This is a genomic window from Rhodococcus sp. 7Tela_A2 (assembly GCF_049311045.1).
Classification (GTDB): domain Bacteria; phylum Actinomycetota; class Actinomycetes; order Mycobacteriales; family Mycobacteriaceae; genus Rhodococcus.
This window is the reverse complement of sequence record NZ_JAXION010000048.1, coordinates 1-23628: the sequence shown is the minus strand read 5'-3', so window position 1 is coordinate 23628 and position 23628 is coordinate 1. Positions and strand designations below refer to the sequence as shown.

The 23628-nt window shown below is 68.3% G+C and carries 23 protein-coding genes; 19 read left to right on the top strand and 4 right to left on the bottom strand.

Annotation, left to right across the window (positions count from 1 at the left end; all coding sequences use genetic code 11):
* Window positions 1–42: 42 nt before the first annotated feature.
* Entirely contained in the window at window positions 43–354 is a 312-nt protein-coding gene (locus TVH25_RS11155) for a hypothetical protein (protein ID WP_422424168.1), read from the bottom strand.
* Between the two features lie 451 nt (window positions 355–805).
* Between TVH25_RS11155 and TVH25_RS11150 the strand changes: the two genes are divergently transcribed.
* The 5 genes from TVH25_RS11150 (at window position 806) to TVH25_RS11130 (ending at window position 4605) form a co-directional block, all read left to right on the top strand.
* A complete protein-coding gene (locus TVH25_RS11150) occupies window positions 806–1273 on the top strand; it encodes a carboxymuconolactone decarboxylase family protein (RefSeq protein WP_169622183.1) in 468 nt (155 codons plus the stop codon).
* A gap of 6 nt (window positions 1274–1279) precedes the next feature.
* Window positions 1280–2554 carry an aromatic ring-hydroxylating oxygenase subunit alpha gene (locus tag TVH25_RS11145; RefSeq protein WP_169622017.1) on the top strand — a complete coding sequence of 425 codons (1275 nt, stop codon included), beginning with the start codon at window positions 1280–1282 and terminating at the stop codon, window positions 2552–2554.
* On the top strand, window positions 2538–2861 hold the full coding sequence (locus tag TVH25_RS11140; RefSeq protein ID WP_169622021.1) for a hypothetical protein: 324 nt from the start codon (window positions 2538–2540) through the stop codon (window positions 2859–2861). Before TVH25_RS11145 ends, TVH25_RS11140 begins: the two co-directional genes overlap by 17 nt.
* A 266-nt stretch (window positions 2862–3127) precedes the next feature.
* Entirely contained in the window at window positions 3128–4420 is a 1293-nt protein-coding gene (locus tag TVH25_RS11135) for a cytochrome P450 (protein WP_296550699.1), read from the top strand.
* Window positions 4417–4605: a ferredoxin gene (locus tag TVH25_RS11130; protein ID WP_169651547.1), complete on the top strand. Its 189-nt coding sequence runs from the start codon at window positions 4417–4419 to the stop codon at window positions 4603–4605. The genes TVH25_RS11135 and TVH25_RS11130 overlap by 4 nt, the downstream gene beginning before the upstream one ends.
* Window positions 4606–4793: 188 nt before the next feature.
* Here the strand turns inward: TVH25_RS11130 and TVH25_RS11125 are convergent, their stop codons facing one another.
* From TVH25_RS11125 to cofC, 3 genes are read right to left on the bottom strand one after another with little or no spacing between them, the layout of a single operon-like run.
* Complete coding sequence (locus tag TVH25_RS11125; protein ID WP_422424165.1) at window positions 4794–5741, bottom strand: NUDIX hydrolase; 948 nt, start codon at window positions 5739–5741, stop codon at window positions 4794–4796.
* 12 nt (window positions 5742–5753) lie between these two features.
* The gene (locus TVH25_RS11120; RefSeq protein WP_422424163.1) at window positions 5754–7970 is read right to left on the bottom strand and encodes an RNA degradosome polyphosphate kinase; all 2217 of its coding nucleotides are present in this window, start codon (window positions 7968–7970) and stop codon (window positions 5754–5756) included.
* Window positions 7967–8680 carry a 2-phospho-L-lactate guanylyltransferase gene (gene cofC, locus TVH25_RS11115; protein WP_422424161.1) on the bottom strand — a complete coding sequence of 238 codons (714 nt, stop codon included), beginning with the start codon at window positions 8678–8680 and terminating at the stop codon, window positions 7967–7969. Before cofC ends, TVH25_RS11120 begins: the two co-directional genes overlap by 4 nt.
* A gap of 141 nt (window positions 8681–8821) precedes the next feature.
* Between cofC and TVH25_RS11110 the strand changes: the two genes are divergently transcribed.
* From TVH25_RS11110 to holA, 14 genes are all read left to right on the top strand, one after another.
* The gene (locus tag TVH25_RS11110; RefSeq protein WP_422424160.1) at window positions 8822–9820 is read left to right on the top strand and encodes an NAD(P)H-dependent glycerol-3-phosphate dehydrogenase; all 999 of its coding nucleotides are present in this window, start codon (window positions 8822–8824) and stop codon (window positions 9818–9820) included.
* 4 nt (window positions 9821–9824) lie between these two features.
* Complete coding sequence (locus TVH25_RS11105) at window positions 9825–10949, top strand: cystathionine gamma-lyase (RefSeq protein WP_422424158.1); 1125 nt, start codon at window positions 9825–9827, stop codon at window positions 10947–10949.
* A gap of 82 nt (window positions 10950–11031) precedes the next feature.
* The gene (locus tag TVH25_RS11100) at window positions 11032–12138 is read left to right on the top strand and encodes a D-alanine--D-alanine ligase family protein (RefSeq protein WP_422424157.1); all 1107 of its coding nucleotides are present in this window, start codon (window positions 11032–11034) and stop codon (window positions 12136–12138) included.
* A gap of 55 nt (window positions 12139–12193) precedes the next feature.
* Complete coding sequence (locus TVH25_RS11095) at window positions 12194–13474, top strand: glutamate-5-semialdehyde dehydrogenase (RefSeq protein WP_296549253.1); 1281 nt, start codon at window positions 12194–12196, stop codon at window positions 13472–13474.
* A gap of 29 nt (window positions 13475–13503) precedes the next feature.
* Window positions 13504–14400: an AAA family ATPase gene (locus TVH25_RS11090; RefSeq protein ID WP_422424156.1), complete on the top strand. Its 897-nt coding sequence runs from the start codon at window positions 13504–13506 to the stop codon at window positions 14398–14400.
* A 1-nt stretch (window position 14401) separates the two neighbouring features.
* Entirely contained in the window at window positions 14402–15847 is a 1446-nt protein-coding gene (locus tag TVH25_RS11085; protein WP_422424154.1) for a vWA domain-containing protein, read from the top strand.
* A 19-nt stretch (window positions 15848–15866) separates the two neighbouring features.
* The gene (gene nadD / locus TVH25_RS11080) at window positions 15867–16577 is read left to right on the top strand and encodes a nicotinate-nucleotide adenylyltransferase (protein WP_378528983.1); all 711 of its coding nucleotides are present in this window, start codon (window positions 15867–15869) and stop codon (window positions 16575–16577) included.
* On the top strand, window positions 16574–17029 hold the full coding sequence (gene rsfS, locus TVH25_RS11075; RefSeq protein ID WP_169651755.1) for a ribosome silencing factor: 456 nt from the start codon (window positions 16574–16576) through the stop codon (window positions 17027–17029). Before nadD ends, rsfS begins: the two co-directional genes overlap by 4 nt.
* Window positions 17030–17097: 68 nt before the next feature.
* The gene (locus tag TVH25_RS11070) at window positions 17098–17676 is read left to right on the top strand and encodes a histidine phosphatase family protein (protein WP_240952107.1); all 579 of its coding nucleotides are present in this window, start codon (window positions 17098–17100) and stop codon (window positions 17674–17676) included.
* On the top strand, window positions 17663–18454 hold the full coding sequence (octT, locus tag TVH25_RS11065) for a diglucosylglycerate octanoyltransferase (RefSeq protein ID WP_169620345.1): 792 nt from the start codon (window positions 17663–17665) through the stop codon (window positions 18452–18454). The genes TVH25_RS11070 and octT overlap by 14 nt, the downstream gene beginning before the upstream one ends.
* A 5-nt stretch (window positions 18455–18459) precedes the next feature.
* Window positions 18460–19275 carry a DegV family protein gene (locus tag TVH25_RS11060; RefSeq protein WP_169620344.1) on the top strand — a complete coding sequence of 272 codons (816 nt, stop codon included), beginning with the start codon at window positions 18460–18462 and terminating at the stop codon, window positions 19273–19275.
* 115 nt (window positions 19276–19390) lie between these two features.
* Entirely contained in the window at window positions 19391–20224 is an 834-nt protein-coding gene (locus tag TVH25_RS11055; protein ID WP_422424153.1) for a helix-hairpin-helix domain-containing protein, read from the top strand.
* The gene (locus TVH25_RS11050; protein ID WP_422424151.1) at window positions 20221–22569 is read left to right on the top strand and encodes a ComEC/Rec2 family competence protein; all 2349 of its coding nucleotides are present in this window, start codon (window positions 20221–20223) and stop codon (window positions 22567–22569) included. The genes TVH25_RS11055 and TVH25_RS11050 overlap by 4 nt, the downstream gene beginning before the upstream one ends.
* Window positions 22566–23537 (top strand): DNA polymerase III subunit delta, encoded by a 972-nt coding sequence (gene holA / locus TVH25_RS11045; RefSeq protein ID WP_169620341.1) that lies wholly within the window; start codon window positions 22566–22568, stop codon window positions 23535–23537. The genes TVH25_RS11050 and holA overlap by 4 nt, the downstream gene beginning before the upstream one ends.
* Window positions 23538–23628 lie beyond the last annotated feature (91 nt).

Sequence of the window (23628 nt, the reverse complement as noted above, 5' to 3'; positions counted from 1 at the left end):
ACGGTTTTCGAGCACCACTTCGAACGCACCGACCCGGATCGGTCAGTCGGATGCCGGCAATGCCTGTGCCGACTTCACGGCCATGGGAACCCCGGCGTAACTGAGTTCGCCTGCGCCCGGGGAAGTGCAGAGCACCTCGACCGTGTCGCCGGCGTCGACGTACCGCTTGCCGAGCAGTGTCCCGGTGCCGCTCGCCGGTTCCGACGGGCGGCCGGGAGCTGCCGGGATCATGGCTTCTCCGCCACAGGCGAACTCCTGCACGCCTTCCGAGGGAACCCGGACGACGACGATCCTCGTCGAGCAGGTGGTGCTGGCGAGCTGCTGACCGGGGCGGAGCGGTGAAGGTGTGGTCACGGCGTACCTCTCTGTCGATCGCTCGGACACCGAGCGTGGGTTCTGCGAGTGCGCGAACATCCGGAAAGCCCGGGCCTGGGTGCCGCATTCCACGGCACCCCCGAGCACGAGCGGCACAGAGCGGCGGTTCGAGCAGCTCAATACAAGGAAACTATCTTCTCCTATCCGGAGAATCAACCTGTTCTCCCGGCAAACACCCCTAAGCGGAGTGACCTCCTTTTTCAGACCTCGCGCGACGTGCGCGCGCGGGGAGAACGGTTCGACACCTCGGTGACCTGCGGATACATCGGGGACAACGTGGGTGTTTGACACCCGGCGCGAGGCATGGAAACCTATCGATCAGAAATGAGAATGTGATTCTCCGAGAGGGAGGAGGCTGGGAGTGGTCCTACTGCCCCCACTGCCGGCAGATCGATGGGACGACAAGGTTGATGCCGCTTTGAAAGGGCTCATGCCCCGGGATATGCGGAATCCGGAACGCGCAGGTGTCGCAATGGCGACGCTCGTGAACCATCCGGAACTGACGAAGGCATTCCTCGGGTTCAGTGTGCATCTGCTCTTCCGGTCCACGCTGCCGCCCCGCCTGCGCGAACTTGCCATCCTTCGTACCGCACATCTTCATGAATGCGAGTACGAGCGTGAGCATCACAAAGTCATTGCGACGGCAGAAACCGACCTGACCGCAGACGAAATCTCCGCAGCGCTGGACGGCAAGTCGGACGATCCCTTCGAGAGCACGCTGCTCGAGGCGGTCGACGAGCTACACGAGTCCTCGCGGATTTCCGAGCGGACATGGACGGCACTTTCAGCCCGTCTCGACACCAAACAACTCATGGACCTGATCTTCACCGTAGGTGGCTACAGCCTGATGGCGATGGCGTACAACACCTTCGGTATCGAGTTCGAAGACGAAAGGTAGAAAGCCTTGCCCCACTTCACCAAACCGGCCGAGGGAAGCTGGACCGAGCACTATCCCGAACTCGGTACCGCCCCGGTCGACTACACCGACTCCATCGACCCCGAATTCTTCGAAGCCGAACGCGAAGCCATCTTCAAAAAGACCTGGCTCTACGTCGGACGCGTCGAACAACTCCCCCGCACCGGCAGCTACTTCACCAAAGAACTCCCCTCCGCCGGCCCCGGAACCTCCCTGATCATCGTCAAAGGCAACGACGGCAAGATCCGCGCCTTCCACAACGTCTGCCGCCACCGCGGCAACAAACTCGTCTGGAACGACTTCCCCCAGGAAGAAACCGCCGGCAGCTGCAAGCAGTTCACCTGCAAATACCACGCCTGGCGCTACAGCCTCGAAGGCGAACTGACCTTCGTCCAGCAAGAAGGCGAATTCTTCGACCTGGACAAGAAGGACTACGGCCTCAAAGACGTCCGCTGCGAAACATGGGAAGGGTTCATCTACATCAACCTCGACCCCAACGCCATCGCACTGGTCGACTACCTCGGCGACTACGCCAAAGAACTCGAAGGCTACCCCTTCGACAAGATGACCGAGGTCTACAGCTACCGCTCCGAAATCGGCGCCAACTGGAAGCTGTTCATCGACGCCTTCGCCGAGTTCTACCACGCACCGATCCTGCACATGAAGCAAGCGGTCAAGGAAGAAGCCGAAAAGCTCGCCGGCTACGGCTACGAGGCCCTGCACTACGACCTCCAGCCCCCGCACTCGATGATCTCCTCCTGGGGCGGCATGGCACCGCCGAAGGACCCCAACATGGTCAAGCCCATCGAACGCGCCCTGCGCTCGGGCCTGTTCGGACCCTGGGACAAGCCCGACATCGAGGGCCTCGACGAACTGCCCAAGGCACTCAACCCCGCCAACTTCCACAGCTGGGGCCAGGACAGCTTCGAGTTCTTCCCCAACATGACCCTGCTCATCTGGGAGCCGGGCTGGTACCTGACCTACAACTACTGGCCCACCGCTGTCGACAAGCACATCTTCGAAGCAAGCCTGTACTTCGTCCCCCCGAAGAACGCCCGCGAGCGCCTCGCACAGGAACTCGCCGCAGTCACCTTCAAGGAATACGCCCTTCAGGACGCCAACACCCTCGAAGCCACCCAAACGATGATCGGCACCCGCGCGGTGACCGAATTCCCCCTCTGCGACCAGGAAATGCTCCTGCGCCACCTCCACAAAACCGTCGCAGACTACGTCAAGGAGCACCGCGATGCCGCTGCCAACTGAGTTCTCCGACCTCGAGCCCTACGCCGACTGGGCCCTGGCCACCGAACCCGAGCGCTACGCCAAGCGCCTCGCCTCGACCATGCCCGAAATGCAGCAGTTCTACGACGCCGCCTTCGCACGCCTGGAAGACGCCATCACCTACTGCGACAAGTTCGACCTCGACGACCTGCCCGACGACGCACGCAGCCTCATGCACCTGATGCAGTCGCTGGTCATGGTCTCCTTCCCCATCGAGGTCTGGAAACAGCCCCGCGTCCCCGACAGCGGCGCCGCCTGGGCCACCATCACCAAAGAACCGGTGATCTGACCCCACCGCCGATGCCTACATCGCCCGCATCCGTGCACCGACCCCATCGGGTCGGGGTACGGGTGCGGGTTTTGTTGTTCGCCACAAATATTGTCGTCCTTTCTGATCCTCCGTCACAGGGCCCGAAATGTACGATAGCTCCCGAATTTCGGAGTCAAGATCAACATGGTTGGATGTGGACCAGATCCTGGTCGGCTACCCGTCTTTCCGACAGTGGCCCCGGTTCCTCGCACCCCCGCAGCTCCACTTCTTCTGAGAGGAAGAACATGACCGAACTCGAGAAGCTGAACTTCTTCACCGACCCCTCCCTCGTGGGCGATCCGAGCCCGTACTACGACGCGATGCGGGAGAGTTGCCCGGTCAAGCGCGAACCGCACCACAACGTCATGATGGTCACCGGGTACGAGGAAGCCATCCAGGTTCTCAACGACGAAGACACCTTCTCGTCGTGCATCTCGGTGACGGGCCCGTACTCGGGATTCCCCCTCCCCACCGACAGCGACGACATCACCGACCTGATCGAAGAGACGCGTCCCAAGCTGCCCATGAACGACCAGCTGCCGACGATGGATCCGCCGCAGCACACCGACCATCGCGCCCTGCTGATGCGCCTGATCACCCCGAAGCGCCTCAAGGAGAACGAGGAGTTCATCTGGCGCCTGGCCGACAAGCTGCTCGACGACCTGCTGGCCAAGGGCTCGGGCGAGGTCATCAGCGAGTTCGCCGCGCCGTTCGCCATGCTCGTGATCGCCGACCTGCTCGGCGTCCCGGAGAGCGACCACCAGGAGTTCATCGAGGGTCTCAACCTGGTGATGAAGGACGGTATCTCGATCGGCAGCACAGAGGGTACCGAGCTCAAGCTCAACCCCATGGAGTTCCTCTACCAGAAGTTCGGTGCGTACATCGAGGACCGGCGCGCGAACCCGCAGGACGACGTCCTGACCGGTCTTGCCACCGCGACCTTCCCGGACGGCACGCTTCCGCCGGTCGACGACGTCCTGCGCATCGCGGCGAACGTCTTCTCCGCCGGCCAGGAGACCACGGTCCGCCTGGTGAGCTCCGGGCTCCGCATCATTGCCGAGGACCCCGCGCTCCAGCAGACGCTGCGCGAAGATCCCGAGCGGATCAACAACTTCATCGAGGAGACGCTGCGCATGGAGAGCCCGATCAAGGGCGACTTCCGGCTCTCCAAGGTTCCGACCGAGGTCGGCGGTGTCGAGGTTCCGGCGGGCACGATCATGATGCTCGTGAACGGTGCCGCCAACCGCGACCCCCGCCAGTTCACCGACCCGGCCGAGTTCGATCTCGACCGCCGCAACGCGCGTACCCACATCGCGTTCGGTCGCGGCATCCACGCGTGCCCGGGCGCCCCGCTCGCTCGCACCGAGGCGCGGGTCGGCTTCGAGCGACTGCTCGAGCGGACCAGCAACATCACCATCTCGGAGAAGGTGCACGGCCCCGAAGGCGACCGCAAGTTCGACTACTTGCCCACCTTCATTCTTCGTGGTCTGCTCACCCTGAACCTGGACTTCACGCTCGCGGAAGCCGACGCGAAGTGAAGGTTTCCGTCGACGACGACTCCTGCCGCGGCCATGGCGTCTGTCTTGCTCTCTGCCCCGAGGTGTTCGATCTCAGCGACGGCGGGTACGCCGTGACCCTCGTGTCGGAAGTACCGGCCGAACACGAGGACTCGGTTCGCGAAGCAGCGGCAAGCTGCCCCGAACGGGCGATCACGCTCACCTGAACCACCTCTTTCGACGATCGCCGTGGGGGCCCCGGCGCCGGGGCGCCCCCCGCGGCGGGGGGGGGGGGGGGGGGGGGGGCGGGGGGCCCCGCGGCGGCCCCCTAAACGCGCGGGCCCCCCCCGTTGGCGTCTGGATGCCATGCTGCGACCGTCGCTCACCCGGATGCGTACCCGGGTGAGCGAAGTGGTCAGGACTGCTTCGAAGGCAGCGGACTGTCGAGGTGGTCGGCCGCGAGGAGACGGTCGCCCTTCAGCGAGAGCACCCACATGCTCGCCTTGCGATTCCGGGCGGGTGGGAGCGTGATCCCGTCCCGGGCAGCCCACCACGAGACAAGATCGGGAATGACCTTTCCCTGGCTGCAGATCACCGGGGTGCCACCGCGCGCGACGATGTCGAGTGCGCGCTTGCGGCCCAGTTGGGGATCTGCGTTGTATTCCTCTTCCGACAGCGAGGGTTCGAGCGCAACCTCGACGCCGATGTCCGCGGCGAACGGTGCCACGGTGTCGACGCACCGCGTGCGGTCGGCCGACGTGACGCTGTCTCCGCCGAACGCGCGCAACTGGGGGACAAGTGCGGCCGCTTGTGTCTTGCCGGCCGCATCCAGAGGCCGGGTCCGGTCGTCGCCCCGATGTTTCTTGCGGCTTCCCGCCTTCGCGTGCCGGACGATCACTACCGTCCCGGTGTCGGCGGGCAGCAACCTGAAACGCCGGAGCACGCTGCGGTCCATCGGATACGACAGCTGGTCGAACGCGGCTTCGGGTGTCACCCAACGCAATTCGTCGACTTCGTCGTTCGGGACGAACTCGCCGTCGGCCGGCTTCGCTGCCCAGTAGTCCACTCGTTTGAGTTTCCGGTGTCCGGGCACCGGATAAGTCACCCGGCCGAGGTGCCGGCCGAGGACGGGCCGAAATCCGGTTTCTTCCCGGATTTCACGGACCGCGGCAACGACTGCGGTCTCCCCGGGGTCGAGTTTCCCTTTCGGAAACGACCAGTCGTCGTATCGGAGCCGGTGGACAACTGCGACTTCGACGTCGCCACCGGCGAGCCGGGTGGGGTCGCCACCGGCGGGACGCCACAGCACTGCACCTGCGGCAAAGATGTTGGCCTTCATCGGCTTATCGGACGAATCGGTCACCGGTGCCTCCGCTTACGATGCGCGGCTGCGCATGAGTTCCATCTGGTGGTCGCGCGCTGCCGTGCCCGGCGCGGGGGAAGCCGTCCATGTGCCGTCGGCCTCGAGGGTCCAGCACCGCGTGGCCGGATCGAGCGCGGAATCGAAGATGTCCTGCAACTGATGCGCCAGCCGAGGGTTTTTCACCTGCACCATGACCTCGACCCGGCGGTCGAGGTTGCGGTGCATCATGTCGGCGCTGCCGATCCAGCACTCGTCGCTGCCGAGGAAGTGAAAGATGCGCGAATGCTCGAGGAACCGGCCGAGGATGGAGCGCACGGTGATGTTCTCGCTCAGGCCCGGAACGCCCGGTTTGAGAGCACAGATGCCGCGTACGACTATTTCGACGGGGACGCCGGCACAGGACGCCCGATAGAGGGCGTCGATGACCTGCTCGTCGACGAGGGCATTGGCTTTGAGGCGAACCCGCGTCGGCCGACCCGCCGCATGGTGCTCGATTTCCCGGTCGATGCGCTCGATGATGCCTCTGCGGACTCCGTGGGGCGCGACGAGCAGGTTGCGGTACTGCGCCTTCCGCGAGTAACCCGTGAGGGTGTTGAACAGGTCGGTCAGGTCGGCGCCGATCTCCGGCGACGAGGTCAGCAGACCCACGTCCTCGTAGAGCCGAGCAGTCTTCGGGTTGTAGTTGCCCGTGCCGATGTGGCAGTAGCGGCGGATGGTGGACCCTTCACGGCGGACCACCAGGCAGGTCTTGCAGTGGGTCTTGAGTCCCACCAGGCCGTACACCACGTGCACGCCCGCCTGCTCGAGTTTTCGCGCCCACTTGATGTTCGCCTGCTCGTCGAAACGCGCCTTGATCTCGACGAGGGCGACGACCTGCTTGCCGGCCTCCGCGGCCGTCACCAGTGCGTCGACGATGGGGGAGTCACCGGAGGTGCGGTACAGCGTCTGCTTGATCGCCAGGACCTGGCTGTCCGCGGCGGCTTGCTCGATGAACCGCTGAACGCTCGTCGAGAACGAGTCGTACGGATGGTGGACGAGGACGTCCCCCTCGCGCAGCGTCGAGAACACGCTCTTCGGTGTCTCCCTCTCCCCGAACGCGAAATGCGTTGCGGGAACGAACGGCACATCCTTCAGATCCGGGCGGTCGACGGCGTGGACCTGCCACAGGCACGACAGGTCGAGGAGGCCGGGGAGCTGGACGACGTCCGCGGGGTCTACGTCCAGCTCGCGGAGCAACAGGTCGAGCATGTGCTCGGTCATGTCGTCGGACACCTCGAGGCGGACGGGCGAACCGAACCGTCGTCGTGCCAGTTCCCGTTCGAGCGCCTTGAGAAGGTCTTCGTCGCGGTCCTCGTCGACCTCGAAATCGGCGTTGCGTGTCACCCGGAACGCGTGGTGCTCCACGATTTCCATGCCGGGGAACAGCACGTCCAGGTGCGCCGCGATGAGCTCTTCGAGCGGTAGGAATGCCGCGAGGCCGTGAAGCGACCCCGCGCGGTCGACACGGACGAAACGATCGACGTTGTCGGGCACCTTGACCCGCGCGAAGTGCTCGCCCGAGGATTCACAATCCTTCACCGTCACAGCGAGATTCAGGCTCAAACCGCTGATGTAGGGGAAGGGGTGGGCGGGGTCGACGGCGAGCGGGGTGAGGACGGGGAACACCTGTTCCGCGAAGTACCGCGTGAGCCGTCCACGTTCGTCGGCGGTCAGATCCGCCCATTTGATGATCGAGATACCCTCGGTTTCGAGAGCCGGCAGGACCGAGTCGAGGAAGACCTGCGCGTGCCGTCCCGCGAGTTCCTGCGTGCTCGACGCGATGAGCGCGAGCTGCGCCCGGGGAGAGAGGCCGTCGGCGGACCGGACGGACAGTCCGGTCTCCGCGCGGCGCTTGAGCCCCGCGACCCGCACCATGTAGAACTCGTCGAGGTTCGACGCGAAGATCGCGAGGAACTTGGCGCGCTCGAGCAACGGCTGAGAAGTGTCTTCCGCCAAGGCGAGTACCCGGGCATTGAAGTCGAGCCAGCTCAACTCGCGGTTGAGGTACCGATCGCGGGGCAGACCGTCGTTGCGGTTCGTCTTCAGCTGGGAGTCGATGGCCGCTGGTGGGGCGCTGGTGGCGGTGGCCACGCGTCCCTGCGGTCGGGTGGTGCCGGAGAGGGCACCTTGCTCGGTTCCGGCACTCTGTTCGATGCCGACGCTCTGCTCGGGGGTGTCGCCGTTGGTCACCGTCCCATTGTGTCAGGAACCGGTGAGGTGTGAGGCTCCCGGCGGGAGGTCGGATACGGGAAGGGAAGCGCGGAGCCGATCCGGTCGAGCACCGCGGCGGTGGCCGCACCGACTCCCAGACGCACCGCGGCCCCCAGATCGTCGATCGTGTCGACGTCGAGTCGCAGGCCGGGCAGGTGCGCCTCCACGGCGAGGGCACCGGCCTCGAGGTGCCGGTGCGCGGAGTCCGGACCGAACCGGGGGTGCAGCGGACGCTGCGACGTGCAGTGGAGAAGTGCGGTGGTACCCGAGCCGGTGTGGTCGGCGACGATCATGGTCCCCGTCGCGCGGGCCGCCTCGAGTGCCTCGGCCAGTTCGTGGGGGCGCAAGGAGGGGAGGTCTGCCTGCAACGCGACGAGATCGACACCGGGCGATTCGTCCCGGGCGTGTTCGGCAGCAGATCGCAGGGCCGCGTTCAGCGAGTCCTGCCCGCTCGCGGCCGGGGGATCTGCGAGCACCGCTGCGCCCGACCGCCGGGCAACGGCCGCGACCCGGCGGTCGGAGGTGATCACGGTGACCACGGCGTCGTCGGTGTCCCGGGCTGCGGCGAGAGTGTCCTCGAGCATCGCGAGCACCAGTTCGGCGCGTGTGTCCGGTTCGAGGGCATGCGCCAGTCTCGACTTGGCCAGGCCGAGGGCCTTGACCGGGACGAGAATGTGCACCGCGGGCATGGGCGTGATTGTGCCAGCCGGTCGCGGACGAGGGCGGGTCGCGGTGCCGTCCGTCCACCTGGGCGATACTGAAAGCAACAGCGTGCAGTGACGCGCATGCGGGAAGTGCGTCGGAACGAATGAGGGGACAGAGGGGGATTTGTGACCAAAGCGGCAGTTCTGGGAGCAGGGTCGTGGGGGACTGCCTTCGCGAAGGTGCTCGCAGAAGCAGGCACCGACGTGACGATCTGGGCGCGCCGGGCGGAGGTGGCGCAGGCCATCGGTGAGCGCCACGAAAACCCGGCCTATCTGCCGGGCGTCGCGCTCCCCGCGTCCTTGAGGGCGACGACCGATCATCGGGTGGCACTCGACGGCGTCGACTTCGCGGTGCTTGCGGTGCCGAGCCAGTCCCTGCGCGCCAACCTGGGGGCGGGGCGCGACGACATCGGGTCCGGCGCCACCCTGCTCAGCCTCGCCAAGGGGATCGAGAGCGGCACCCTCATGCGCATGAGCCAGGTCATCGGCCAGGTCACGGGAGCTGACCCGCACCGCATCGCCGTCCTCTCCGGCCCGAACCTGGCTCGGGAGATCGCCGAGGGGCAGCCTGCCGCAACGGTGATCGCGTGCCCTGATTCGACACGTGCGCTGGAAATCCAGAAGTCCTGTGCCACAGGATATTTCCGCCCCTACACCAACTCCGACGTCATCGGCTGTGAAATCGGCGGCGCGTGCAAGAACGTGATCGCGCTGGCGTGCGGCATGGCGGCCGGGGTCGGCCTCGGCGAGAACACCGTCGCGAGCATCATCACCCGGGGCCTCGCCGAGATCATCAGGCTCGGAGTCGCGCTCGGCGCCATGCCCACCACCCTCGCCGGCCTCGCGGGAGTCGGCGATCTCGTCGCGACATGCAGTTCGCCGTTGTCCCGCAACCGCTCTTTCGGTGAACGCCTCGGTAGAGGAGAATCGCTCGAGAGTGCGCAGGAGGCCACCCACGGCCAGGTCGCCGAAGGCGTCAAGTCCTGCACGTCGGTGCGGGCGCTCGCAGCGAGCTACGACGTGGAGATGCCCCTCACCGACGCGGTGCACCGGGTGTGCCACGAGGGGATGTCGGTGCACGACGCGATCGGTCTACTGCTCGGCCGACGAATCAAGCCGGAATAAGCACATGACCGGAGATTCCACTCGTTGTGTGAAAGCTGTTGCCGGCGAAGGCATGCCGGGATCACCGCTTCAGCAGGGACCGGTATTCGCAGCGCCGTATCTTCTCGGCGAGGACGAAAGCGCGGAGGTGGACACCTACGCACGCGCGTCCAATCCCGGCTGGCGCGCCCTCGAAACGGCCCTCGCGACGCTCGAGGGCGCTGTCGCCGCGCGGGTCGTCGGCTCCGGAATGTCGGCGATCACCGTCGCGCTGAGAGCGTTCAGCCGTCCCGGTGCGACCGTCGTGGTGCCCGCCGACGGTTATTACCAGGTGCGTGCCTATGCGCAGGACTTCCTCGCCGGCCACGGCGTAGTGGTTCGTGAACTCTCCGTCGCCGAGTTCGGCGACGGAACGCTGCGCAGCATCCTCGCCGGTGCCGGAGACAACGCGGTGGTGCTCGCCGAAACCCCGTCGAACCCCGGGCTCGACATCGTCGATCTACGGGCCACCGCCGAGTTGTGCAGCGCGGCGGGGGCGCTGCTGCTGGTCGACAACACCACCGCCACTCCGCTCGGGCAGACCCCACTCGCTCTCGGGGCGGACATCGTCGTCGCCAGCGGTACGAAATCCCTCAGCGGGCACAGCGATCTTCTGTTCGGATACGTGGCGGTCTCGGACGCCGCGCTGCTCCCGCGGCTCGATCGCGAGCGCTTGCACTCGGGCACCGTGCTCGGGCCGTTCGAAACGTGGCTGGCCCACCGCAGTCTCGGAACGGCGGGGCTGCGGATCGAACGACAGTGCGCGAACGCCCTCGCCGTCGCAGGGATGCTCAGTGAGCACCCCGCCGTGACCGGAGTGCGCTACCCGGGACTCGGCTCGGACCCCGCTCACCCGGTGGCGGCCGCGCAGATGCAGAAATTCGGGCCCCTGGTCACGTTCGTGCTGCCCAGTGCACACGACGTCCATCGGTTCGTGAACGCTGCCGAACTCGTTCTCCCGGCGACGAGTTTCGGCGGTATCCACACCACCGCGGATCGCCGGGCTCGCTGGGGCGATCCCGTGCCGGACGGCTTCATCCGGTTGTCGTGCGGAATCGAAGACACCGCCGATCTTCTGAGCGACCTGCACGCGGCCCTCGGCTCGTTGTGACATCCCGGGCGGCGGGCCGGGCGTGCGGGCGGATCGGGACGCGGCTGGGGAGACAGCGCGGCTTACCGGTACGGTTTGTGCCGTGAGTACGCCCCGAACCCGGGTGGCCGTCGTCTTCGGCGGTCGCAGCAACGAACACTCCGTCTCCTGTCTGTCGGCGGGCAGTATTCTGAGCAACCTCGACCCCGAGCAGTACGACGTCGTCCCGGTCGGGATCACGACCGACGGGTCCTGGGTGCTCGGCGACACCGACCCGGCGCGCCTCGCCAAGGCGGGGCGCGAACTGCCCGTCGTGGACGCGAACGGTTCGTCGCTGGTCCTCACCGCAGACCCCACCCGCAGCGGCGACATCGTCGCCCTCGACGCGCGGGAATTCGGCAAGGTGCTCGCGTCGGTCGACGTGGTCTTCCCGGTGCTGCACGGCCACTACGGGGAGGACGGCACCATCCAGGGACTGCTCGAACTCGCCGACGTGCCCTACGTCGGTCCCGGGGTGCTCGCGAGCGCAGCCGGAATGGACAAGGAGTTCACCAAGAAACTGCTGGCCGCGGAGGGGCTGCCGGTCGGATTCCAGATCGTGATGCGGCCGGGTACGGCCACCCTCACCGAGGAACAGAAGCAGCAACTGGGACTTCCCGTCTTCGTCAAGCCGGCCCGCGGCGGATCGTCGATCGGCGTCAGCCGCGTCACCGACTGGGCGGCATTCGACGCCGCCGTCGGCAGAGCCCGAGCGCACGATCCGAAGGTCATCGTCGAATCCGCCATCGTGGGACGCGAAGTCGAGTGCGGCGTCCTCGAGTTCCCCGACGGAGACGTGCGGGCCAGCGTGGTCGCGGAGATCCGCATGCCCGACACCTCCGGCGACCACGAGGCGTTCTACGACTTCGACACCAAGTACCTCGACGACGTGTGCGAGTTCGACGTACCGGCGAAGTTCGACCCCGCCGTCTCCGACGAAATCCGCGACATGGCCGTCCGCGCGTTCCGCGCCCTCGATTGCCAGGGCCTGTCGCGGGTCGACTTCTTCGTCACGGACGACGGGCCGGTGATCAACGAGATCAACACGATGCCCGGATTCACGTCGATCTCGATGTATCCGAAGATGTGGGAAGCCACCGGGATCGGGTACCGCGAACTCGTCGACACGCTCGTACGGACCGCGCTCGCACGAGGCACCGGTCTTCGCTGACCCGGACGGGCGCCGCGCTTGTCGGAGCCCCCGTATCCACGACTAGGCTGTGGGCATGACTGCCGTGACTCCCGACTCAGTGGTGACCGACGCCGGAGACACCCGTGAAGCCGTGCATGCCGCGGCCCGCCGCGCCCGCGTCGCGTCCCGACGTCTTGCGTTGCTGACCACTGCCGAGAAGGACGCCGCGCTCCACGCGGCCGCCGATGCCGTGCTCGCCGCGACCGACGCCGTGCTCGCCGCCAACGCCGAAGACATCGACGCCGCCCGCGCGGCCGGTACGGAAGAGTCTCTCCTCGACCGGCTGCGGCTCACGGCCGCACGCGTCGACGGCATCGCGTCGGGGCTGCGGCAGGTCGCCGGATTGCCGGACCCGATCGGCGAAGTCGTCCGCGGTTCGACGCTGCCCAACGGACTCGAATTGCGGCAGCTGCGGGTGCCGCTCGGGGTCGTCGGGATGGTCTACGAGGCCCGCCCCAACGTCACCGTCGACGCGTTCGGTCTTGCGCTCAAGTCGGGCAACGCGGCGTTGTTGCGCGGTTCCTCCTCGGCGGCACGTTCCAATGCCGCGCTCGTCGCCGCGCTGCGCCCCGCGCTCGAAGCACAGGGACTGCCGGCCGACGCGGTGCAACTGCTGCCCAGCGCCGACCGTTCGTCGGTCACCCATCTCATCCAGGCCCGCGGGCTCGTCGACGTGGTCATCCCGCGCGGCGGTGCCGGTCTGATCGCCGCGGTCGTCAGGGACGCCACCGTGCCGACCATCGAGACCGGTGTCGGTAACTGCCACGTATACGTCCACGCCGCCGCCGACCTCGAGATGGCCGAGAGGATCGTGGTGAACGCGAAGACCCGCCGGCCCAGCGTGTGCAACACGGCGGAGACGATCCTGGTCGACAAGGCCGTCGCCGACACCGCCGTCCCGCAGTTGCTGGAGGCACTGCAGTCGCACGGCGTGACCGTGCACGGCGACCTGCCCGGTCTGATCCCGGCCACCGAAGAGGACTGGGCGCAGGAATACCTCACGCTCGACGTTGCGCTCGCGGTGGTCGACGACCTGAATGCGGCCGTGGAGCACATCGATCGGTACGGAACCGGTCACACCGAAGCCATCGTCACGTCCGACCTCGCGGCGGCCCGGGAGTTCACCGCCCGTGTCGATGCAGCAGCCGTTATGGTCAACGCGTCGACGGCCTTCACGGACGGTGAGCAGTTCGGGTTCGGAGCCGAGATCGGAATCTCCACGCAGAAACTGCACGCCCGGGGTCCCATGGGCCTGCCGGAGCTGACCTCCACCAAATGGGTGGTGTGGGGCGCCGGCCACACCCGCCCGGCCTGAACCCGGCCGGCCCGACGAAAGGACTCAGCGTGGATCGTGCGCTGCCCATCACCCCGCCGATCTTCGCGGATGTCCAGGAAGTGATCGATCGCCTGGCGGAGACCGGTTACCTCGCGGACAAGGCCACGGCCACCGCGGTGTTCCTCGCCGACAGGCTCGACAAGCCGCTGCTCATCGAGGGGCCCGCCGGTGTCGGCAAGACCGAACTCGCGCGGGCCGTCGCCCAGACGTCCGGCGCGGAACTGGTTCGCTTGCAGTGCTACGAGGGTGTCGACGAATCCCGCGCGCTCTACGAGTGGAACCACGCGAAGCAGATTCTGCGGATCCAGTCCGCCGGCGCGAACGCCGCGGCCGGCGAATCGTGGGACGAGACCAAGGCAGACGTGTTCTCGGAAGAGTTCCTCCTCTCCCGCCCGCTGCTGACGGCCATCCGCCGCGAGGATCCGACGGTGCTGCTCGTCGACGAGGTCGACAAGGCAGACGTGGAGATCGAGGGTCTGCTGCTCGAGGTGCTGAGCGACTTCGCCGTCACTGTCCCCGAACTCGGCACGATCGTCGCGACGCGTAAGCCCTTCGCCGTGCTGACCTCCAACGCCACCCGCGAACTGTCCGAAGCACTCAAGCGGCGCTGTCTGTTCCTGCATTTGGATTTCCCCGACGCCGACCTCGAACGCCGGATCCTCGCGAGCCGCGTACCGGAACTTCCGGACGCGATCGCCGAGCAACTCGTGCGCACGGTCCGGGTGCTGCGTGGCATGCAACTCAAGAAGGTGCCGTCGGTGGCCGAAACCATCGACTGGGGCCGGACGTTGCTCGCACTCGGGCTCGACACACTCGACGACGCGGCCGTGCGCACCACCCTCGGGGTCGTGCTCAAGCACCAATCCGACCAACTGCGCGCCGCAGCCGAGCTTCGGCTGAACTGACATGGCCGGCGCGTTTCAGACCGGTGCGGGGACGCCGATCGCACCACACGGTCTGCCCGGGCACCTCGTGGGATTCGTCGAGTCGCTGCGCCGCCGAGGCATCGCCGTCGGCCCGTCGGAAACGGTCGACGCGGGCCGGGTCATGACCGTGATCGACCTGCTCGACCGGGAAGCCCTGCGCGAAGGGCTCGCCTGCACGGTGCTGCGCCGCACCACTCACCGGCCGACCTTCGACGCGCTCTTCGACCTGTGGTTCCCACCGGCCATCGGGCACCGCACCGCCGACGCACCCGACGCCGACCTTCCGCGTACTCCCGACGGCGATATCGACCTCGACGCGCTCCGCGAACTGCTCGCCGAACTGCTCGCCGACGACTCCGCCGAAGCGCAGGCCGCCGTCGAGGCGCTCACCGCGCAGATGGTGGAGGAACTCGGGCAGTACAAGTCGTCCAACGGACCCTCCTTCTCGGCGTATCAGGCTCTGCGCGAGGTGGCTCCGGAGACGCTGCTCACCAGGATCCTCGAAGGCCTGCTCGGAAACAGCGCACCGGATGCACGCACGGACGGCGACTACGAAACCGAGGTCGCCCGGCGGACCGCGGCGCGGAGAATCGCGGACTTCCGGGCAATGGTCGAACGGGAGACGCGGCGGCGCACCGCGGAACACCTCGGCCGCGAACGCGTCGAGAAGTACGGTGTGCCCAAGTTGGCAGAGGAAGTCGACTTCCTCCGTGCCTCCGATGCCGACATGGTCGCGCTCCGCCGCAGCGTGATGCCCCTCGCGCGTCTGCTCGCCAGCCGCCTCGCGGCCCGTCGTCGCCGGTCTCGTGCCGGCGCGATCGACCTGCGCCGCACACTGCGAAAGTCCATGTCCACCGGCGGCGTGCCGATCGACCTGATCAACCGCAAGCCACGACCGGCCCGGCCGGAACTGGTCGTGCTGTGCGACGTCTCCGGTTCGGTGTCCGGTTTCTCGCACTTCACGCTGCTCCTCGTGCACGCGCTGCGCGAACAGTTCTCCCGGGTGCGGGTGTTCGCGTTCATCGACACGACCGACGAAGTGACCCATTACTTTTCGTCGGGCGCCGACCTCGGTGACGCGATGTCGAGGATGCTGCGCGAGGCAGACCTGATCACTTACGACGGACACTCCGACTACGGCAACGCGCTGGCGACCTTCGCCGAGCGGCATGCCCACAGCCTCACCGGGCGCAGTTCGCTGCTCATCCTCGGCGACGCACGGACGAACTACCGGAATCCCAACCTCGATGTGCTCGAACATCTCGTCGGTGTCGCGCGGCACGCTCACTGGCTCAATCCCGAGCCGCGCGGCCAATGGGGCTCCGGAGATTCGGCGGCCCGCGCGTACGCGGAGGTCATCACGATGCACGAGTGCCGGTCGGCGCAACAGCTGGCCGCGGTGGTGGCGGGCCTGCTCCCGGTGTGACCCCGTAAGCTGAACCATCGTGCATCAGCCATCGGAGCGGCCCGTAGTGCCTCAGCGACGTCTGGGCGTGATGGGCGGCACCTTCGACCCGATCCACCACGGCCACCTCGTTGCCGCCAGCGAGGTCGCGGCACGCTTCGGTCTCGACGAGGTGATCTTCGTCCCCACCGGGCAGCCGTGGCAGAAATCGAAGCGGGACGTCAGCCCCGCGGAGGACCGGTACCTGATGACGGTGGTCGCGACGGCCTCGAACCCGCGATTCACCGTGAGCCGGGTGGACATCGACCGGGGGACGCCCACGTACACCGTCGACACGCTGCGCGACCTCCGCGACAGGTATCCGGGTGCGGAGCTGTACTTCATCACCGGTGCGGACGCGCTCGGGTCGATCCTGTCGTGGCAAAATTGGCAGACTCTGTTCGGTCTCGCCCGCTTCGTCGGGGTCTCGCGACCCGGGTACGACCTGCACACCGAACATCTGGCGCCGCACCTCGTCGACCTACCGGACGAGGCCGTGAGCCTCATCGAGATCCCTGCCCTGGCGATCTCGTCGACCGAATGCCGGGAGCGGGTCCGGGCGAACCGGCCGGTCTGGTACCTCGTGCCGGACGGAGTGGTGCAGTACATCAGCAAACGCCGCCTCTACAGCGAGAGCACGACCGCCGACGCGAGCACCGGCACCGACGACCATTACATCGACAGCAGTACCGAGAGAAAGAGCACGCAGTGAGCGCATCGACAGAAGCAATCGAGATGGCCCGTGTCGCGGCCCTGGCGGCCGACGAGAAACTGGCAACCGATGTCGTGGTGCTCGACGTGTCGGAGCAGTTGGTGATCACCGACTGCTTCGTCATCGCGTCCGCGCCGAACGAACGCCAGGTCAACGCGATCGTGGACAACATCGAGGACAAGCTCCGCGAAGCCGGTCACAAGCCGGTCCGCCGCGAGGGAACCCGCGAAGGCCGCTGGACGCTTCTCGACTACGTCGACGTGGTGGTGCATGTCCAGCACGAGGAGGAACGCAACTTCTACGCGCTCGAGCGCCTGTGGAAGGACTGCCCGACGGTGCCCGTCGAGGGCGTCGGAACCCCGCGTTCGGCAGTCGAGGCCGGCTCGGACGAGACGGCGCCCGGTGAGACCGGTACCGCGACCGAAGACGTCGATCCCACGGGCAACGCGTGAGCGAGCCGCGGGTGCGCCGGCTGATTCTGCTGCGCCACGGACAGACCGGGTACAACGCGACCCGGAGAATGCAAGGCCAACTCGACACGGAACTGTCCGACCTCGGCCGGAAACAGGCCGCCGCCGTCGCCGACGCGATGGCTGCGCTGAACCCGTTCGCGGTCGTCTCGTCGGACCTGCGGCGTGCGTACGACACCGCAGTCGCCGTCGCCGACCGCGCGGGCCTTCCCGTCGAGATCGACGCGCGGCTGCGTGAGACCCACCTCGGGCAGTGGCAAGGCCTCACCCACAGTGACGTCGACGCGATCGGTCCGGGCGCACGCAGTGCCTGGCGGGCCGACGCGACCTGGGCGCCGCCGGAGGGCGAAAGCCGCGTGGATGTCGCCCGTCGCAGCGTCCCCCTGGTGGAGGAACTGCTCGACAAGCACGAGCAGTGGGGTCACGAGCCGATCGTCCTGGTGGCGCACGGAGGGCTGATCGCGGCGCTCACCGCAGCGCTGCTGGACCTGCCCGTGGACCGCTGGCCGGTGCTCGGAGGGCTCGGCAACACCGGCTGGGTGCAGTTGAGCGGTTACGGTGACACGCCGTCCTGGCGACTCGACGTGTGGAACGCGTCGGCTGTGGTGGCACCCGATGACGTCCTCTGAGCCGGTGTCCGGTGAGGACACCGACGCAGGTGCCGCGACTCGGCGGCCGACGCTGCTGGTGCTCGCCGACTCCCTGAGCTATTACGGCCCCAAGGGCGGACTACCGGCCGACGATCCGCGCATCTGGCCGAATCTCGTCGCCGCCGAACTGGGCTGGGATGTGGAACTCGTGGCGCGTATCGGGTGGACCTCCCGCGACGCGTGGTGGGCGCTGACGCAGGACCCCCGCGTCTGGGCGACCATTCCGCGTGCGGGCGCCGTGGTGCTCGGCGTGGGAGGAATGGACACACTCCCGTCGCCGCTGCCCACCGCCCTGCGGGAAGGACTGCGGTACGTGCGTCCGCCGGCGTTGCGCCGCGTCGCCCGCACCGCGTACGGGTGGCTTCAGCCCCGGCTCTCCCCGCTGGGATGGCCTGTCGCCCTGCCGCCGCGCATCAGCGTCGAATACCTCGAGATGATCCGGGAGTCTCTGGCGTACGTGCGCCCGGACCTGCCGGTCATCGGCACACTTCCGTCGGTGCACCGCAGCGAGCAGTACCGCTCGGTCCACCGCGGCCGGCGTCCCGCGGTGCACGCGATCACCGGTTGGGCATCGCGGAATGCCGTTCCGCTCGTCGATCTCGGTGAGGCGGTCCACGACGACATCCATTCCGGCGACGCGAATCCGGACGGGATCCACTGGGGCTGGGAAGCGCATCGCCGCGTCGCCGCCGCTGTCGTGGACGCTGTCCGGATGGCGCACCGGGATGCGCAACCCGCCGCGGACGGCTTACGGTAGTCGTCGTGGCTGTCGTGGTGGTGACCGATTCGTCGTGTTGTCTCGATCCGGAACTGGTGGATCGGTACGACATCCGCGTGGTGCCGTTGCACGTCATCGCGGACGGACAGGATCTTCGTGAAGGCGTCGACGCACTCCCCGACGACCTTGCGACGGTGACCACCTCGGGCCCCTCGCCCGCGGAACTGACCGAGGCATACACGTCGGCGCTCGCCGACAGCGACGGCGACGGTGTGGTGGCAGTCCATCTCTCACGATTGCTGTCCGGAACCTGGGACGCCGCGCGCTCCGCCGCCGACGAGCTGGGCGAGCGGATTCGGCTCGTCGATTCCCGCAACACGGCAATGGGTTTGGGTTTCGCGGCGCTCGACGCGGCGAAGGCTGCGCGGGCAGGCGAGGACCTCGACCAGGTGTTCTACCGGGCCGAGAAGGTCGCCGCGTCCGCCAGGACCCTTCTCGTCGTCGACCGTCTCGATCATCTGCGCCGCGGGGGCCGTATCGGCACCGCGACCGCGCTGCTGGGCACCGCCCTCGCGATGAAACCGGTGCTGCACCTCGTCGAAGGAAAATTGGTTCTGCGGGAGAAGACCCGCACCATGACCAAAGCGATGGCCAAACTCGTGGACGGTGTCGTCGCGGAGGCCGGGCCGGGCGCACTCGTCGCGGTGCACCACCGTGACGCACCCGAGCGAGCCGGTCAGCTCGTCGAGCAACTGTCCGAGCGGCTTCCGGAGGCGGAGGTCACGGTCACCGAACTCGACGCGGTCCTCGGCGCGCACGTGGGGCCGGGTGCGGTGGGCGTCGTCGTCGCGCACGCCTGACCCCGCGGGTCCGAGCGCACGGGGGTTCGTCCCCAGGTGCCCGGTTCATCCCCAGCCCTGATCATCCTGCTGCCGGCCGGATTTTCCGGGTCCGCCGCGGCGTTACCGTCGCGCCATGGCGAGCACTGACGGCGGCGACCTGGCGAGAAACAGGCTGGGCGCGATCGCGCGAACGGCGGGTCGCGTCGGCGCCGAGATGCGCGAGGCGGACGAGGTCGCCGGCACGGCCGGAGAATACGACGAACCGGAGCCGTATCCGTCGCGGCTGACCGAGCGGATCGCTGCCGCGAGGTGGGCAACCGGGCACCGCGGAAGCGTTGCTCTCGCCGGCGTCGCTGTGCTCGCGGTGGTCATCGGCCTCGGGGTCGTGTGGCGCGACCGGCCCGTCCCGGAGCCGGTGCCGCCGTTGCCTTCGGTGGACAGTGTGGTCGCGACCGCGCCTGTCCCGCCGCCCGTGCCGGAGCCCGAGAACCTACCGGCCGACCTTGTCGTGAGTGTGGTGGGTCTTGTCCACCGGCCCGGGCTCGTGACGACCGCGCCCGGCGCGCGGGTCGCCGACGCGCTCGACGCCGCTGGCGGTGTCGCACCGGGAGCCGACCTCGTAGGTCTCAACCTCGCGCGGCGCATAGCGGACGGAGACCAGATCGTCGTGGGTCTGTCTCCGCCGCAGCCGATTCCGCACGGAAGCGTGGTGTCGGGTGCGGCCCCTCAGGGTGGGGACGGCCCGGACGGCGACGCCGGAGGGGTGCCGGGGCAGGGGAAGATCGACCTCAACGCAGCGGACGAGGCGACGCTGGATTCGCTTCCGGGCGTGGGTCCGGTGACGGCCGCGTCGATTGTCGCGTTCAGGCAGGCGAACGGACCGTTCGCCGACGTCGAGCAACTCGGAGAGGTCGACGGGATCGGCCCCGCCCGGCTCGCGCGGTTGCGCGAACTGGTCACCGTATGACCGACACTCCGCGTCTGGACGCGCGCCTCGTGCCGTGCGCCGCGGCCGCGTGGGTGGCGACCGCGACCGGATTGCATCTCGGTTCGTCGGCGAGCGTTGTGCTGGTGACGGGTGCGATCGCCGTTGTCGTTCTCGTTGTGGGTGTTCGTCTCCGGGGCCCGGGCAGGTGGCGTAACCACGCGGTGGTGCCGGTCGTGCTCGCGGTCTGCGCCGTCGTCGTGGGTTTCGGTGCGGCTGCAGGGGTGCGGATGTGGTTCGCCGAAACACACCCGGTGGCGCAGGCGGCGGCGGACGGGCGATGGGTGAGCGCGACCTTCGAACCGACCGACGATCCGAAGATCGTGCGGCGCGCCACCTTCGGCGGCGAGCCGCAGGTTCGTCTGCCGGCGGTTCTGCGGCACACCACGATCGCAGGTGGCACGCAGGCGACGGGCGGCGCCGTCGTGGTGTTCGCGCCCGCCGACGGGTGGTCGGATCTACTGCCCGGACAACGTGTTACCGCGCGTGTCCGGGTGTCGGAATTCGAGGGGGCGGGGACGAGCGTTGCCGTCCTCCGCGCGGACGGGCACCCGCGCACCGTCGAGCCCCCGCCGGCCTGGCACACGTGGGCCGGTGGGGTGCGGGACCGACTTGCCGACGCGTGCCGACGCGCGCTGTCGCCCGAACAGGCCGGATTGCTGCCGGGCCTCGTCGTCGGCGATACGTCGGCGCTGCCGGACGAGGTGCGTGCCGACTTCCGCGTTGCCGGACTGACCCACCTGACTGCTGTGTCCGGGGCCAATGTGAGCATCGTGCTCGGTGCGGTTCTGCTTCTCGTGCGTGCGGCGGGACTCGGTCCACGCACCGGGACGGCCTTGGCGGCGGTGGCTCTCGTCGCGTTCGTGATCGTGGTCCGGCCGTCGCCCAGCGTGGTGCGGGCGGCAGCGATGGGCGCGATCGCATTGCTCGCGCTCGTCTCGGGCCGCGAACGCCGAGCACTTCCCGCCTTGTGTGCGGCGGTGGGTGTGTTGCTCCTGGTGGTGCCCGATCTCGCCGTCGATATCGGTTTCGCGCTGTCGGTCTCGGCGACCGGGGGCCTCGTCGTGCTCGCGCCCGTCGCGGTCGAGCGGCTGTGTGCACACGGGTGGCCGCGGGCGATGGCCGAGGTCACGGCGGTGTCGACGACCGCGTTCGCGGTCACCGCTCCGATCGTCGCCGCCGCGACCGGCACCGTCAGTCTCGTCGCCGTCGCGGCGAACATCCTGGTCACTCCGGTCGTGGCGCCACTGACGGTGCTCGGATCGGGAGTCGCCGTGGCCGCGACGGTTCATCCTGCGGCCGGGGAGTTGCTCGCGCGCGGCGCTGCGCCGTTGCTGTGGTGGATGCTCGGTGTCGCAGATCGATCCTCCGCGGTGCCGTCCGCCGAGGTAGCCGTTCCGGACGGGATGGCAGGAGCCGTGACCGCCGGTGCCGTCGCAGTTCTGGCTTGGACGGCGGCGCGGAACCGGCGGGTCCGGCTCGCCACCGGAGTGGCGCTGCTGTCCGTGGCGGCGGTGTGGATACCGGTCCGGTTGCTCGAACCCGCGTGGCCGGGCGCGGGGTGGGTGTTCGTTGCCTGCGATGTGGGCCAGGGCGATGCGCTGATCGTCGCGACGGACGGGGGAGGGGCGGTGGTCGTCGACGCGGGGACCGAGCCCGGACCCGTGGACCGCTGTCTGCGCAAACTCCGGATCCGCACGGTGTCGATGCTCGTCGTGTCGCACCTGCACGCGGACCACACCGGGGGTGTGACCGGTGTCCTCCGGGGACGCGACGTGGGCGCGGTGGTGGTGGGTCCGGGCGCCGCAGCCCGTGACGGGGGCGCCGAGCTGGGTCATCTCCTCGCACAGCACGCAGTCCCGATGCGGGAGGCCGATCCCGGCGAGGTCCTCGTCTCGGGTGCGACGACAATCCGGGTCGTCGCTCCCGCGGGACCGGGTTACGCATCGGAGAACGACCTCTCGCTCGTGCTGGTCGCCGACACCCCGGTCGGGCGGATTCTGCTGCCGGGCGACGCGGAGGAGGCGGCCCTCGACGCGCTGGTGCGCGCCGGTGTCGACGTGCGGGCCGACGTGCTCAAGGTGCCGCACCACGGCTCGCGTACCACTCCGGCCCGGTTCTTCGCGGCGGTGCGTCCCCGTGTCGCGGTGATCAGCGCCGGCCGCGACAACACGTTCGGCCATCCGCATCCACAGACGGTCGACGTGCTGCGCAGGCTCGGTACCCGGGTGCTCAGCACCGACCGGCACGGCGATGTCGCGGTGGTGCGCGCGGGGTCGGGGGCCTTGGCCGTGGTGTCGGACCACCGTGACACCATCGAGCCGTGAGCGATTCTCCTTTGCATCTGCTCCTCGGCGACGAGGAACTCCTGATCGATCGTGCAATTGCGAAGATCGTCGCCGCCGTGCGTGCCCGGAGCGGGGCCGGCACCGATCTTCCGGTGACGCGGTTGCGTGCCGGCGACGCGTCACCTCCCGAACTTGCCGAGTTGCTGAGCCCGTCGCTGTTCGCCGAGGACCGGGTCGTGATCCTCGAGTCCGCGGGCGAGGCCGGCAAGGATGCCGCAGCGCTGATCCTCGACGCCGCGGGCGCCGTGCCCGACGGCGTCACACTCGTCGTCGTTCACAACGGCGGGGGACGCGCCAAGGCGATGGTCGGTGGTCTGCGTTCGTGCGGTGCGGTGGAGCACGACTGTGCGGCGCCCGCGAAGGCCGGAGACCGCGCGGCGTGGGTACGCGCCTTCGTCCACAAGGAGTTCCAGGCGGTCGACGTACGGGTCGCATCAGACGTCGAGCAGTTGGTCATCGAATCCGTCGGATCCGATCTGCGGGAATTGGCCGCAGCGTGCAGTCAGCTGGTGGCGGACACGGGCGGCAAGATCGACGCCGCGGCGGTGCGGCGCTACTACTCCGGCAAGGCGGAGATCACGGGTTTCGATGTCGCCGAGAAGGCTGTCACGGGCGATACGGCCGGTGCTCTCGAGGCGCTGCGGTGGGCGATGCACCGTGGGGTTGCGCATGTCCTGCTCGCCGACGCGCTCGCCGACGCGGTGCATACCATCGCGCGGGTCGGTTCGGCCGGTCGCGGCGACCCGTTCGCCCTCGCGTCCGGTCTCGGAATGCCCCCGTGGAAGGTCAAGAAGGCGCAGGCACAGGCCCGAGCCTGGGCGCCCGCCTCGATCGGCACGGCGCTCGGCGTGGTGGCCGCGCTCAACGCCGACGTCAAGGGTGCGGCCGCCGACCCCGACTACGCACTCGAGTACGCCGTACGTACCGTGGCCCAGCTCGCCGGCTGATACCGGGCGGGCCCGGTTCCGGCCGGGCCGCCCCCGGTGCGGGCTCCTCGGAAGACAACGCAGGGCGCCGCCCCGGGGGGGGGGGCGGGCG

What these genes read in the sequence shown, in the direction of transcription:
- TVH25_RS11150 (WP_169622183.1), top strand. Translation starts at nt 806, where the DNA reads ATGCCCCGGGATATGCGGAATCCGGAACGCGCAGGTGTCGCAATGGCG.
- TVH25_RS11140 (WP_169622021.1), top strand. Translation starts at nt 2,538, where the DNA reads ATGCCGCTGCCAACTGAGTTCTCCGACCTCGAGCCCTACGCCGACTGG.
- TVH25_RS11135 (WP_296550699.1), top strand. Translation starts at nt 3,128, where the DNA reads ATGACCGAACTCGAGAAGCTGAACTTCTTCACCGACCCCTCCCTCGTG.
- cofC (WP_422424161.1), bottom strand. Translation starts at nt 8,680, where the DNA reads ATGCCCGCGGTGCACATTCTCGTCCCGGTCAAGGCCCTCGGCCTGGCC.
- TVH25_RS11105 (WP_422424158.1), top strand. Translation starts at nt 9,825, where the DNA reads ATGACCGGAGATTCCACTCGTTGTGTGAAAGCTGTTGCCGGCGAAGGC.
- TVH25_RS11095 (WP_296549253.1), top strand. Translation starts at nt 12,194, where the DNA reads ATGACTGCCGTGACTCCCGACTCAGTGGTGACCGACGCCGGAGACACC.
- TVH25_RS11085 (WP_422424154.1), top strand. Translation starts at nt 14,402, where the DNA reads ATGGCCGGCGCGTTTCAGACCGGTGCGGGGACGCCGATCGCACCACAC.
- TVH25_RS11070 (WP_240952107.1), top strand. Translation starts at nt 17,098, where the DNA reads ATGCAAGGCCAACTCGACACGGAACTGTCCGACCTCGGCCGGAAACAG.
- octT (WP_169620345.1), top strand. Translation starts at nt 17,663, where the DNA reads ATGACGTCCTCTGAGCCGGTGTCCGGTGAGGACACCGACGCAGGTGCC.
- TVH25_RS11055 (WP_422424153.1), top strand. Translation starts at nt 19,391, where the DNA reads ATGGCGAGCACTGACGGCGGCGACCTGGCGAGAAACAGGCTGGGCGCG.
- TVH25_RS11050 (WP_422424151.1), top strand. Translation starts at nt 20,221, where the DNA reads ATGACCGACACTCCGCGTCTGGACGCGCGCCTCGTGCCGTGCGCCGCG.